Below are 13,387 nucleotides of genomic sequence, written 5' to 3'. Positions count from 1 at the left end.
GGTAATCTATTCGAATAAAGGATATTATAGTTTATAAACGAATAGCTTATCCTTTGTAAAGGGGGCAAATTTATAAACCTAAAATTATATTATCATGAATAATAAAGAGAGTGTTAAGAGGCTTGTACACAATCAAGAGCAAGCAAGTAAGATTGTAAGTATTATCAGTGAAGATGAAGCTATTCTATTGCAAATGATAGAAAACATATTGTTTGCGTTAAACAATCCAATTGTAATGGAGCATTACAATAACTACCCAAAGTATATTGAAGAATATGGGATTGAAAATCTTTTAAAACGGAAAGTTGAGTTCGAAGAGAATGATAAGTTTGAATTTGAAGTTGCAAATATGCTAATGGCATTACAATTACTTATTAGTTGCGCTTTTGAACTAATCAAAGAGGGTAAGTTAGTTGACTATAACAAGCATAGACAAGAAGTTGCTGAGAAGAATAACTTCAGGATTTACGCAATCGAAAGCATTATAAATATGTTAGGTTTCAAGTACTTTATGACTCACATTTACAACCTCGTAATCCTTGTAGTTGGTGAAGATAACTACAAAATCATAACTAAATTGTTTTCTAACGAAGATATATCAATGTTAGAAAAGGATAATTTATTCACTGACAATTCTGTAATGCAATATAACAAGGAAATAGTTATTTGGTTTGGGATGATACGTGTATTCATTGATTTGATCGCTTGTATAGTTGAATTAAATGCTGATAAAGATAATCTTGAAATGTAATGAACACATATTTTATCTCTGATATAGAATAGTTTACTATTGCACAGAAAGGTACTTTTAAATAAAACTTTAAATACTTACATTATGAAAACAGTAAAACTTTCCTTAGAGGCTCATATATGGTATAGAGAGCCTATCAAGAACCCTTATGATATGTTACCACGTTTATTTAATGTTGTAATTCCTTCTGAATTAAAACAATATCTAAGTGAGCTAATGGTTTATACTCATAAGAGTGAAATATATCACCAAGAGAATCCTCACGTAGTTTTCTTAATCTATTCTGTATTGCGTTCAATCGTACGAGGAAGTTACAAAATACGAAGTAACTCAAGCAAGTACTATACCATAAAGCCATTAAATAAATCAATTGTACCGATGGCTACTGTATTTTTGGGAGCGTTGTCATTTGATGAATATTTAAACCCTTACTTAGTGTTTGATGATGTTTTTGAAAAGCAATCAGTAATTGATATAGAGATCGATTTGTTTGAAATTATAGAGTTTGCACTTGGAAATTTTATAGAACCGCCTTCAGTAGAAATCAATGTTTCATTTATTAATGTGAATAGATTGATAGAAGCATGTTGGTTAATATGTGAAAGAATGGAATAGCTATGGCAACACAAGTATTTTCATTAGAATCGTATTACTGGACAAAAAACGAAGTTGAATGTCCATATGAACTACTTAATTGGCTCACAGAACTTGCAGATGTAGAATATTTCCAAGAACAGATACGTTCCTACTGTTGCTATACTCTAAGCCATAATATGTATGATAAAGTCAGCGCTTCTGTTGTTATCTATGATAGTACTGTCTTACAATCTCTATTCAAAGCAGTATATAGAATCTATTTGAATCCTGATGAGTTTAACGATAAAGAGCTCACTGTTTCAAAAGTATTTGAAGAAGAGTTAAAAGGAATAAAATACTTAAATGAACAAGAGTTTAAAAACCCATATTTAGTTTTTAAGACTGTTTTTGACCGTTTTACTATAGAGCAAGTCCATAAATCATTCTTTAATCTAACCTTAGCTACAATGGCTAATAGTGAGTGTCATAAAGACTATTACTGTAATGTTTCAATACTCAACTTCCATAAGATATTGGATGCTTGTAAACTTATCCAATTAAGAGATAAAGTATATTATTTATAAGGTAAATATCTCAGACAATCAACATGATATAGATTAAAAGAACAATTCGTTTCCTTTTAATTAAAATAACATCATTTTTAAAAATGATGTTATTTTAGTAAAGTGAAATTTAGATATCTTTGTAAAAAGCCAATAAAGATGAAAGAAATTACGATAAAAAGCACAATTGATTTACATAAGAAACTTGAGGAAATTAGAAAAAATACTATGTATGCGCTTTTCAGAGGACAAAGTAATAGTAAATGGACATTAATACCTAAATGCGGGAGAGATGGTTATTTACCATCAAAAGATAAAGATGCCTTTAAGCATTGGAAGAGGAGAGCAAATGCTTTTTTAGAGAAGGAAAATTTTACAGATTTAGAATTACTTACCATAGCTCAGCATACAGGGTTAGCTACAAGATTACTAGATTGGTCATTAAATCCCTTAGTGGCTTTATTTTTTGCAGTAGAAACAAATATTGATAAAGATGGTGCTGTTTTTGTTTTTAATGATGGAAGGGAAAGAAAGAATGAAATCAATGATCTATATGAAATCAATGAAGACTACAATATATTACAACCAACAACACCTATTAATAGAGTAGCTAATCAACATGGGTATTTTACATTGCATAAAAATCCTCAAATCCCATTGGAAGATGTGTTAGAAAAAAATGCATTAGAAAAAATTATAATTCCTCATAAAATGAAGAATGAAGTTCTAATTATGTTACATAGTTATGGCGTAAATAATCTTAGTATTTATCCTGATTTGGATGGATTATCAAGGCATTTAAATTGGTATTATAGTAGTAATATTTACTGGAATACTAGTGAGATAGAAGATTTTGAATAGTAAGTTATCTTTGATACGACTATATTTCAAGAAAATAAAGATGCCTATCTAAAAAAGGTAGAATACCATCCATAGTAATTCTACCTTTATTTTGTTATATACGATATAAACTAATGTTTACTTACTCTGAATCAGTTTCTCTAAGCGGTTCATCATTTCTTCTTTCTCTTTAAGCATACGCTCATATAAAGCAATTTTTTCATTATGTAATTGTACAATTGTCTCAATAGGGTTAATATCACAATTATAATTTTGAACTGAATGATCGTGGAATGTATTTGAGATAATGTTTAGAACTTGATCTGAATCAAAGTTTTCAATAGCTTCAACAGGTACTTTAAGTACCTTAGAAATCTGTTGTAGTAATGAATTATCAATTACTTCCTTCTGTTCCAACATAGATATCTTCTTTTGATTCCAATCCTCTCCTAAATCAAAGGCAAGAACCTCTTGTTTAATTCCAAGCATTTCTCTAAAACGCTTTACATTTCTTCCTTGGTGTACTTTATGTTCCATAATTAATAGATGAGTTAAGAAGGCTCATAAGATAAAGCCATTGATTTAAAAAAGATTGAATTGTAAAGTTACACAAAAAACTAAATATTTGAAATACTTCACCTAACAATGTTGCTATTTCAGTTTGTATATGCACAAACAAGCAACCAAGAAAAAGAAGATATTAAGCAGTACTAAGTACAGAATCTTCTTTGAGTTAATAGACCTATTTAATTTGTAATGTTGTTCATTAATTGCCTGTAATCTAACACAAAAATGATTCAGATAAGAGTGAAGCCGTTCTGTCTGTTCTTCCTCTACTTTTTTAAGTTCAGACACGTTTACTTTCACTTCAATATTCTTTATCCTTTTAGATAGCTCCGTTTGCTGAGCGATATTTTGCTTCATTGTTTCTTGTAAGTAAACTACTTGCTTAAAGAGTAGCTCAGTGAGTTCTATAAGTGTAGGTTGTTTCTTGGCCATAGTTAAAGGTTTAGTGTTTGTTTTCGTTTTTTCTTTTTAGTCATATCAGGGGCGTAATCTTCATAGTGATTGCTGTGGGAGTTTAGAAAACTAAATAGACTCACTGTATTGGTACTCCAATTCTCAAATGAAATTTCTTTGCCTTGATCTTTGTACAGAACGGTGTGAAATAAATCATCATTTCGTTTAGGTATGCTATTTTCAAACAGTTCATTTAGTTTTAGGTTGCGGTCAATCTCACTTGCTTTTAAGTTTGTGCCAGTAGGTAAGTGAATAAATCGATACCCTTGAATATTCCCTTGTTTGTTTACACTTGGATTCACCTCTATTTGATGCATCCGCATCATATCAATGTACCGTTGTAAACTTTTAGGATGCTCTTTTAAAACAAAGTAATGCGCTTCTTTAATCTCTTGGGCTACTTGTTTCTGATTAGCCTTCATTTGCTCTTTCTTGTTTTCGTTTTCTTGTCTTATAGAAGCCCAACCATACTTTAAAGCTATTTCATGTGCGATTCGTTGAGCTTGAAATCCGATATAATTATCCTTTAGCGCTTTTCCGTTTTCATCAATGCGATTAGCGAGTATATGAATGTGTTTATGCTCTTTTTCTGTGTGGATGTAAGCAATGTACTGCGCGCTTTTTGGATCTAACTTTAAACCAACTAAAAAATCATGGATAAGATTGTTTAAATCTTTATCAGTCATCTTCTTGCTATCTGTGATAGTAGGAGAAATAACAACAGAGATTGTGTTGTTTTTACAACGTGAGTTTTGATTTTGCAGTATCTGCATAGTTTGAAACATATCTTTCGGAGTTTCCCCCGAAAGATTGTTTCTAACAAGTTCATAACCCTTGTTTGGATTAATCACATAATTAAACAGAGCAGCTGCTCCAATACACGTTTTTGCTTTAGCTATCATATTACTTTAGTTTTTGAAGATGAGCTCGAATAAGATTTGCTGTTTCAACAGTAATTTCTTTAACCCCTGTAGTATCACCAAGTTTAAACAGGTTGCCAATTCTTCTAAAGTTATCAGCAAACTTGTTTAGTAGTTTGTAAACCTCAATCTCATCTTGTGTTAGTTTATAACTTATAGAATACCCCAAAGCTGTACTGCGTAAATACTCAGAAACGCTACAGCCAATTTTCTCTGCTTTGTTTTTTATAAGCAGAGATTCCGTTAGGGTAACTCTAAATTCTATTTTGTGTTCTCTTTTCATCGTCTTACCAATTTTGCGACCTTCGGGAGAAAAACGAGTGGTCTTTGTTCCGATTCAAATTTTCAATTTGTAAGGACAAAGACACATCTCGATAATTAGGACGTCAAATCACAGTGCATAATCCACAGGTCAAATCACCTTTGCAGCATCCACAAGTCAAATAACACCCTGTACTTCTCACACCGAATTGTCTGGGTTAATAGTTAGTAAATAATCATTTACGTCTTTGTACTCTTGATAGAATAAGCGTCCATCAACAACATTATTTCCATAAGTATCAAGCGCTTTTTCAGTGGCTAAATCACCTGCCTTGTCATTGTCAAAAAGACAAACAATCAATTCGTATTTAATTTTATCAAACTTATACAGGTAAGTATTAGACTCACTCAGTAGTGTACTATTTAGTGTTGTAACTGAATTGAGTATGATATAATCGAATTGGTATTCTGCATTTGGGTAAAGAGTCAAAAAGCTTATAAAATCACTCCAAGATTCTAAGAGGATTACTTTCTTAGAATTATTACAGATATAAGAAACAGCCTTAGATCCTAAACACATCTTTACATACTTGTTTCTAAGTTCATATCCGTTCGCATCGTTTTTAAATCCAATGGCGTAATACGATTTATTATTCAGCGTATAGTGTACCTGTTTGCAATACTTCTTAACCGTTTTAAGACACAGTTTTCTACTTTTGATATATTGTATAAGATGAGGGTTAACTATCTCTGTAACGGCTATTATTTCATAATTCTTTTCACTTTGTGGGGGGATGTTAAAAACAGTCGGCTGAACAAATGAAAAAACATTGTTGTCTAAAATGCTCAAAGCAGATTTTAGATCACAATTATTATAACGCATCACAAAATCGAGCGTTGTTCCGCCAGTACCTTCTCCAAAATCGTAATAAAGGTTTTTGGCTAAGTCGACTTTAAAAGAAGGTGTTTTTTCCTGTCTAAACGGACTGATATACCACCAACTTTCACTGGCTATTCTCTTGGGGCTATAACCTAACTTTTCAAGTAGGTCAATTATTCTTATTTGTTTGGCTGTATTGCAATTCATAGTCTTTTGGGTTAAAGGGTTAAAAATGTGTTTTATTTGATGCAGTGATGCAAAAAACACGTATCTAATTGAAATTCAATTAATTACCCTGCATCAGTCTTGCATCACTGCATCAAACTGATTTTGTTTTCTGCATCACTCTTGCATCAAATAAGGTCTTTTTTAAGTTTGATGCAGAGTTTGATGCAAGCCAAGGTGTTGTTTATCAGCTGTTTAATCTATTCTTGCATCAAAGCATCAAATGTTTTATAGAAAAAAGGTTTTTCTATGGTATAATACCGTCCTCTGCGTTCTACTTTTACAAACTCTCCGTGAGATAAAAGTTCTATTCCTTGATAAGATTTTGTGTTATCTTCTGGAGTGAAATTCCATTTTTTTAAAGTCTTTCTTATTTCACTTGCAGAGATAAAAAGCTTTGGGTTTATTTTTCGAAGCAAAAGCAGTATATCATTTGGGGCAATACAAAGTAATTGTTCGTCTATCTTCTCAAAACAAAGGTGTATGAGCTCTATCATAGCTACTTCAACTTTGTTTTTACTGATTAGCTTTAACAATGACTCAGTGAGTATCTGCTTGGGTGTAAACCACATTCGTGTTTTTTGCTTCGACTCTAAAGGTCTTAGAAGCAAAAACGCAATGAAATATGGTATTTCACTTTTGAGTTTATTTACAAAAAAGACATCTTCGGATTCAATGGGCTTAATCTTTCGGATCCAAAACCTGATTTCTTCTTCATCGATTTGAATAAAGTTGTCCTCGTTGTTTGAGCACAGGATAAACTTGGCAAAGAACTCAATCTCTTGTCTGTCTTTTCCCTTGGCTTCTATTTTGTCTTTATCGGTGGTGGAGAGATACTTTAGGCGTTCTGTGATTTCTTTTCTGTCAAAGAAGACCTCGTCTATAGCTACAAGTAACATACTTGCCCAATCGGCATTGAATTGAGAGCTAAAGGAATCTCCTTTGATATAGGTCATATTAAGCCCAAAGATTGTCTTAAGCCACTTAATAAAAGAGCTCTTTCCTGTTGCCCTTTCTTTGCTGACCAAACAAAGTATAGGCAAAGGCTGTGTTGGCTGTTCGTATAACAGCTTTAGGTAATCTAATCCGTAGAGATACTGCTCACCGAAGATGTGCTTTACAAAGTGTAAAGAATTGGGTATGTTGTTCTCTAATTGCTGTAAACTCAACTTTTCTTCACTTGGCTTTATTGGAAGTTCATGATAGGTATTGTAAAAGTTATCTACTAAGAGCTGATAGTTTAGATGATCAGGAATACAGCAGAACCCATCTAGTTTTAAAATGTTTTCCAAGTAGGACTTTCCGTGATCCGACACAATAGTTTCACGGTTCCAACGAACCCTTACTTTAACTTTATCGCCCGATATTAACGGTTTTTCGATAATTTTAAAATAAGAAGTTCCTACTCGGATATAAGGTATATCTAAGGACATAATACTTCTTGATTTAAATTAATTGATTATAATTCTTACAAAGGATGTTTTGTAGTAGTTATCCTTTTACTTCTTTGAAAAGAGTTCTAATGCCAGCTCGGCATCTACAATGATCTTTCTACCATACTGCAAGATTGCACTTTTGATTTTACCATCTTTTTTTATTTTGTTGGCAGTAGATATACTGCAACCAAATAATTCAGCTATACCTCGTATTCCATAAACGTAACGTTTACTAAGAGTCTCTTTTGATTGGTTGGTAGTAGAATTTGGTGATTCGTTTATAGCTACTTCTTTTAATAAGTTTAATAGCTCTTGCCCCGTCATTTGCCAAACAGGCTTTTCTTTTAATTCGTTTAAATACATGTTATAAAGTTTTTTAGGTTGTACAATTGCTTTGTTCGAACATTGTAAAACTACCTATCAAACTCTGTGACAGTATGTGATAAATGGAATTGTAATTAAACACAAAGTCTTGATAATAAATATATTGTATTTAATTAAATATTTAATGTGTGATTTTAAATACCTTGTTTTTTTAAAGTAGACTTTAAACCACCCTAATAGATTAATATCGATTCTATTTATTAGTAGATTTGCTTTTTCAAAAGAGTAAATTGTTTTTATAAAATAAAGATATCAGATAGTAATGGATAAGATAAAAGATAAAATAAAGGAATACTGGAAAGATCCTGTTTGGAGTAAAGTAATCGCATCTGGAGTACTTGCGGTTTTAGGAGGGTTATTTTATTTGATGAAGAAAATTATTTTAAGTATTTCATTAAAAGAAATTTATGAATCAATAAGAACTTTCTTGTTGATTAGAATAGAAATATCTATGTGGATTTTTTTATTAACATCTCTCGTTTTAATAATATTAATTATAAACTATCTTCTTTTATTTTTATCTAATGTAAAGAAAAAAATATTTTATAAAGAAAATAGTATAAAAGAAGAAAGACCTAATGCATCAGAACCTTCAACGACTTTATTTTCATCCAGGATGGCCAAAACTTTTCCCGGATTAAGAGGATTAGAATGGTTTAATAGTCCTTCAGAATCAACCAATAGACTACAAATGTTGCTACAAAACCCTTTAACATATAAAAATGGTACACTTAATTGTGAAAGTGACCCAATTTGGTGGTTTAGAGGGACTTCTTCATTCTTTATAAGTAAATTTAATAAAATAGGGAGAAGTAAAGTTTTAATGGATATTAGTCAGTTAAAAATAAAAAAAATTGCAGCATATCATGGAGACTCATATTTTAGAGACTTTGTCTATGTAGAAACTTCTGCTGAACTTCCTACTGGGGTGAGAGAAATTTCAAAGGAAGAAATTCAAAAGTATATCAAAGAATTTGGTTACTATCAAGAGGAGTATGGATTAATAAAGTATTTACTATTTTGGAAAAAACCAATAAAAAGAGAACACTATGAGGATGGAGCAACTAAAGTATGGGGTAAAATAATAGACGCAAGTGATGCTGAACTTCGTATTAGATACCTATCTAAGTATAATTTTATCATTGCAGCTAAAGGCTCTCCTTATAATTCAAGAAAATTTGAAGATGAATCCAAATACTATCTTGATGGATTATTAACAAATGAAGTTGACTTTGATGAGTTTTTTACTTTTCTTAAAACATTTAAAAAAAAGGAATATTATTAATTTAAAGTATTTTAATATAGCTTCGTTCTATGCCCATAAGACTTAATTGTATTCACATTTAAATTAAGCTCACTACAAACAAATTCTCTCCAATGGTCTTTAATTTGTTTATCAACCTTATCTGTATATGGCTTTAACTCTTTAGCAAACTTGGTTACTTGTTTAAAAGATTGAGTAAAGGGAGTTTTAGGTTTTCTTCTATTTAAAATTAGATAGAAATCTTCAAAACTCAAATCATTAGTTGTGAAGCATTGCATCAAGATACACTCTTCATAAAGAAGGTTAACTTGCATACTTGTAAAAATATCATCGTCTAAGTTTAATCGTTCCTCTGGAAAGTAGGTTGTAATCCAACCTTTGGTTTTACTGATATGACTTTTAAACAAACTATAATAGTCCGTTAGCAGATGAGTATTCTCTTTTTCGAATAGGAACTTTTCATTTCTAATTTTCTCTAGTTCATTTTTAAAGTATTCAATATCTACTTCATTAAGATTCTTAGGCGCTTCTAAAGGAATTTCTCTTTCTTGTACATGTTTTAAATCTTCAATGGCAAGTTTAATCTTGTCATCAAAAAAATGTGATATATAAACCTTGTGATATAGCTTATATAAATCTAAGCTTTGTATCTGAGTATTATACTCTTCAAACAGTAAATTAAGCTTGTCTATAATTGAAACGATGTTGTATAAAACTCCTTTTGAGAAGTTGTTATTTCTAAGCTCAATGAGCAAAACTTCAAAATCGATTGAATCAAGTTCTTTATAAACGATAGTATAAGATTCTTGCTTATAACATTGCCAAATATCATTAACGAATTTATCTGTTTTTAGCTCATTTAAAAGCCTATCTAATAATTTAGAGTACTGACTTAGCTTAATGGAAGTTATATCGCTCATATCGTATCAAATTTAGTCATTGCATTAGCTTTGATTGTATCGGCTACATCAATATACGGTTTCATAGATTTATAATCAGAATGTCCTGTCCATTTCATTACTACTTGTACAGGTATTCCCAAAGATAAAGCAGTACATATAAAGGTTCTTCTTCCTACGTGAGTACTAAGATGTTCATGTTTAGGTTTTACTTCATCAATTCGTTTATTTCCCTGATAATATGTTTCTCTAATAGGCTCATCTATCCCAGCTTCTTGACCAAGTGTTTTAACATAGTCATTCATCTTTTGATTAGAGATAACAGGTAGTGCTTTATCATCTTCAAAAGGTACATCTTTATATTTATCTAAAATAGCTCGACTGTGTTTATTTAGTTCCACTCGTAGAAGATCGTTTGTTTTCTTGGTTACAAACTCAATTACATCATTGTTAATGTCCTGTTTGGTAAGATTATAAGCATCTGAATATCTAAGTCCCGTATAGCAACAAAAAAGAAGTACATCACGCACTCTGTCTAAATAAGGTTTGTCACTTAAGTCTTTTGCCTTGATTTTCTCTAGTTCTTCTTGAGTCAAGAAAATGATACGCTTAGAGGTTTCCTTAAGCTTGGGTTTAAAGCTTTCAAAGTTATATGCAATAGTGTAGTTGTTACTTCTACACCATTTTAAAAACCACTTTAAAAAGCTAATCTGTTTTTCAATGGTGCTGTTTCTCATTAATTTCTTTTCTCTAAGAAAGGTAACGTAATCAAGGAGTACTTTCTCATTGATATCAGAAAACTGAAAATTACTCTTAAAGTTACTTAGATGCGAACGAACTGTGTTAAACTTGGTGTAGGTAGCATCAGTCCAATCGTTGCGTTTACCACTACTTTTTACAAACTCATCAAAAGCAGTAAAGAGATTCTTTTCTGTAGCAGATATTGTTTGTTTATCTGAGTATCGTTTTACTTCATCTTTAAAGATTTTAAAAGAAGGCATCTCATTCTTTAGCTCAAACTCTTTAAAGATTCTATCAATGATTGTAGATAGTTCACTAATTGCAGTGTTGATTTCTGATGAACTTTGTTTAAGTTTGTTGGTACAACCATTACGGACTCTTTCTTTTTGTTCATCCCATTTGGATGCATCAATTCGATAACCCGTAAAGAGCTCAACTCGTCCACCATTATACACAACACGAGCTCTGATAGGAACATTCTCAACTACAAGAATATTGTCCTTTTTTCTTTTTTCAATAGCGAAAGTTACTTTTCTTTTTATAGTCATAATGATAGGTATTTACACCCAAATATACACCCAATTTTTATACTATCATATACTATCTAATCACATTTTATAAAACACTCCATTTTTTAACTTATTGATATATAAGTAAATAATATTTAAAAGAAGTCTATTAATATATAGGTTATAATCCCTCTTTCTCCGCAAAGAAAACCGATAACGAGAGTTATCGGTTTTTTTATATCTATTTGTCTTATTGGGATGTCCTGTCCCTTCGTTCTTTTGAAATAAAATTTCAGGTTATTGAGTGAATGGCCCACTCCCCCTACACTACTCCAATTGGTTTGTCCTGAATACATGAAAATCTCCCAAGTAATCACCCTAATGCAACGAAGAGCTACATCTTGTGCTGACATCACGCTGTGGAAGAACTAGTAGTGCAACAAACGTTGATTAACAGATTAGTAAAGTGTGAGATTATAGGTATATGGCAAAGAGATTGTAAAAGAATAGCAAGGGATAGTATTAGTAAAAAGTCCAAAACCCTTGCTGCTATTAACTATTCCCTTACAAACCCTATATATGCTTTTTACCTAATACATTATAAGCTATTAAAAACCAATTACTTATTTTTTTAATTCAGAAAAGAAAGGTAAAAAACACTTGTTTTATCCCATAAATGGTAGAGAACACAAAGGGGAATTGTCTTTGTTTTTCTGTTTTTTTTAGTTTTGTATCAAGTGCAGTAGTAAAGCTAGCTACTAGCTGTGACTCTAAAAAAAAGTAATACCCCCCGATCGCGCAGATTTAACTTCATTCAATTCAGCTAAAGCCTCGGTGCAAATCCGTGCGCTAAATTGTAAAAGAAAAGGTGGCTGTACATACAACATAATTATTTCAGTTTGGCATGTAATATCCAGATTTAAATAATTATCTTGAGGCTGTGTTTAATATATACGGGAGTACACTCTCGCTTTAAGCTTAATTGAACAAGGTTTAACTTGATTAGGCGGACTTTTAGCTTGTGTGTATAAATAAAGTCACGGATAAAGTATTTCTGTTGGTCATCAACTGGGGAAAAACCTCTTGTCTTAGAGAACTTTATCCACTTGAAATGAGCTTTAAGCAACTTCCAAAGACATGTAAGATGCTTATTTTTTAACTATTTAATTTATAGAACAATATGAATAGATTTTTACTACTATTTCTTAGTTTGATTTGGACTAATTTGATCATAGCTCAAGATATTACTGGTACAATAAAAGATGCAGAAGATCACAGCATACTTGCCTATGTGTCATTGGAGGTAGTTGGTAAAACACTAGGGACTGTTTCAAGGGAGGATGGAACTTATAAAATAAAAAGCAATACGTATTTAAAGGATAGCGATAAGATCAAAATTTCGATGATAGGATACGAAGATTACATAGTTTCTGTCAATACTCTTATACATAATCCCACCATTTATTTGGTTCCAAAATCTGATGTTTTACATGAAATCTTAATTGTAAAAAAACAAATTAAAAAGTTTAGAATTGGCAATGATGAAGTTGGAAAAATGTTGATGAAGTTTTATAGTATTCACGATACTTCAGTGGATGATTTACTAGGTGTGGAACAAGGAATGATTTTCGATATTGAGAATGATTTTTTGATCAATAAAATTAGCTTTGCTATAGGTTGCAATGAATATAAAATGGTCAAATTGCGTCTAAAATTTTATGAGGTAGATCAGGGCGAATTGGGGCAATTACTCAATAGAGAAGATATTATTATCACAGTTGAAGAAGAACAAAAAGGTTTATTTGAGCTAGATCTTGACCGCTATAATTTAGTTATAAAAGATAAAAAAGAATTAGGCGTTACGCTAGAATGGATTGGTGGTTTAATAGAAGGTGAGTCACCAAAGTGTTTTGGAATTACCTATAAGACGGGAAAAAACAGAGATGGAATATTCAAAAGAGCTGGTGATAGGCCAGGGAAGAAATTAAAACAAGATATGACACTTTTTTTAGATGTAACCGAAGTGGAAACTGAATAGAATTATTTGAATACAACTAACCCCGATCTTACGGATTTAACCTGATTATGAGAGGTTTACTTTTGAACTAAAACAGCATG

At 31.3% G+C, this 13,387-nt stretch carries 15 protein-coding genes; 6 read left to right on the top strand and 9 right to left on the bottom strand.

Annotated elements, in window-relative coordinates; all coding sequences use genetic code 11:
- Positions 1-94 precede the first annotated feature (94 nt).
- The 4 genes from H4K33_RS05900 to H4K33_RS05885 all read left to right on the top strand — a co-directional run bounded on the left by H4K33_RS05900 (position 95) and on the right by H4K33_RS05885 (position 2,751).
- On the top strand, positions 95-751 hold the full coding sequence (locus H4K33_RS05900; RefSeq protein WP_182647545.1) for a hypothetical protein: 657 nt from the start codon (positions 95-97) through the stop codon (positions 749-751).
- 84 nt (positions 752-835) lie between these two features.
- Positions 836-1,366: a hypothetical protein gene (locus H4K33_RS05895; protein WP_182647544.1), complete on the top strand. Its 531-nt coding sequence runs from the start codon at positions 836-838 to the stop codon at positions 1,364-1,366.
- Positions 1,367-1,368: 2 nt separating this feature from the next.
- A complete protein-coding gene (locus tag H4K33_RS05890; protein WP_182647543.1) occupies positions 1,369-1,911 on the top strand; it encodes a hypothetical protein in 543 nt (180 codons plus the stop codon).
- A gap of 138 nt (positions 1,912-2,049) precedes the next feature.
- On the top strand, positions 2,050-2,751 hold the full coding sequence (locus H4K33_RS05885) for an FRG domain-containing protein (RefSeq protein WP_182647542.1): 702 nt from the start codon (positions 2,050-2,052) through the stop codon (positions 2,749-2,751).
- 117 nt (positions 2,752-2,868) lie between these two features.
- On the opposite strand, the gene H4K33_RS05880 is transcribed toward H4K33_RS05885, so the two are convergent.
- The 7 genes from H4K33_RS05880 to H4K33_RS05850 form a co-directional block, all read right to left on the bottom strand.
- Entirely contained in the window at positions 2,869-3,267 is a 399-nt protein-coding gene (locus H4K33_RS05880; protein WP_182647541.1) for a helix-turn-helix transcriptional regulator, read from the bottom strand.
- 114 nt (positions 3,268-3,381) lie between these two features.
- On the bottom strand, positions 3,382-3,729 hold the full coding sequence (locus H4K33_RS05875) for a hypothetical protein (protein WP_182647540.1): 348 nt from the start codon (positions 3,727-3,729) through the stop codon (positions 3,382-3,384).
- Between the two features lie 2 nt (positions 3,730-3,731).
- Positions 3,732-4,652: a relaxase/mobilization nuclease domain-containing protein gene (locus H4K33_RS05870; RefSeq protein WP_182647539.1), complete on the bottom strand. Its 921-nt coding sequence runs from the start codon at positions 4,650-4,652 to the stop codon at positions 3,732-3,734.
- Position 4,653: 1 nt separating this feature from the next.
- Positions 4,654-4,953, bottom strand: a complete 300-nt coding sequence (locus H4K33_RS05865) for a mobilization protein (protein ID WP_182647538.1) — start codon at positions 4,951-4,953, stop codon at positions 4,654-4,656.
- 177 nt (positions 4,954-5,130) lie between these two features.
- Positions 5,131-6,018: a CHC2 zinc finger domain-containing protein gene (locus H4K33_RS05860; protein ID WP_182647537.1), complete on the bottom strand. Its 888-nt coding sequence runs from the start codon at positions 6,016-6,018 to the stop codon at positions 5,131-5,133.
- Between the two features lie 218 nt (positions 6,019-6,236).
- Positions 6,237-7,469 (bottom strand): primase-helicase family protein, encoded by a 1,233-nt coding sequence (locus H4K33_RS05855; RefSeq protein ID WP_182647536.1) that lies wholly within the window; start codon positions 7,467-7,469, stop codon positions 6,237-6,239.
- A 66-nt stretch (positions 7,470-7,535) separates the two neighbouring features.
- The gene (locus H4K33_RS05850; protein WP_010253998.1) at positions 7,536-7,835 is read right to left on the bottom strand and encodes a DUF3853 family protein; all 300 of its coding nucleotides are present in this window, start codon (positions 7,833-7,835) and stop codon (positions 7,536-7,538) included.
- 283 nt (positions 7,836-8,118) lie between these two features.
- Between H4K33_RS05850 and H4K33_RS05845 the strand changes: the two genes are divergently transcribed.
- A complete protein-coding gene (locus H4K33_RS05845; protein ID WP_010254000.1) occupies positions 8,119-9,141 on the top strand; it encodes a hypothetical protein in 1,023 nt (340 codons plus the stop codon).
- An 11-nt stretch (positions 9,142-9,152) separates the two neighbouring features.
- Here H4K33_RS05845 and H4K33_RS05840 read toward each other — a convergent pair whose 3' ends face one another.
- Both H4K33_RS05840 and H4K33_RS05835 read right to left on the bottom strand, forming a co-directional pair.
- Positions 9,153-10,040: a hypothetical protein gene (locus tag H4K33_RS05840; protein ID WP_010254002.1), complete on the bottom strand. Its 888-nt coding sequence runs from the start codon at positions 10,038-10,040 to the stop codon at positions 9,153-9,155.
- Positions 10,037-11,308 carry a site-specific integrase gene (locus H4K33_RS05835; protein WP_182647535.1) on the bottom strand — a complete coding sequence of 424 codons (1,272 nt, stop codon included), beginning with the start codon at positions 11,306-11,308 and terminating at the stop codon, positions 10,037-10,039. The genes H4K33_RS05840 and H4K33_RS05835 overlap by 4 nt, the downstream gene beginning before the upstream one ends.
- Positions 11,309-12,449: 1,141 nt before the next feature.
- On the opposite strand from H4K33_RS05835, the gene H4K33_RS05830 reads away from it, so the two are divergent.
- The gene (locus H4K33_RS05830; protein ID WP_182647534.1) at positions 12,450-13,307 is read left to right on the top strand and encodes a carboxypeptidase-like regulatory domain-containing protein; all 858 of its coding nucleotides are present in this window, start codon (positions 12,450-12,452) and stop codon (positions 13,305-13,307) included.
- Positions 13,308-13,387: the final 80 nt, after the last annotated feature.

It is taken from the genome of Myroides sp. WP-1, from assembly GCF_014145635.1.
Taxonomy (GTDB): domain Bacteria; phylum Bacteroidota; class Bacteroidia; order Flavobacteriales; family Flavobacteriaceae; genus Flavobacterium.
This window is presented reverse-complemented; position numbering and strand designations above follow the sequence as displayed.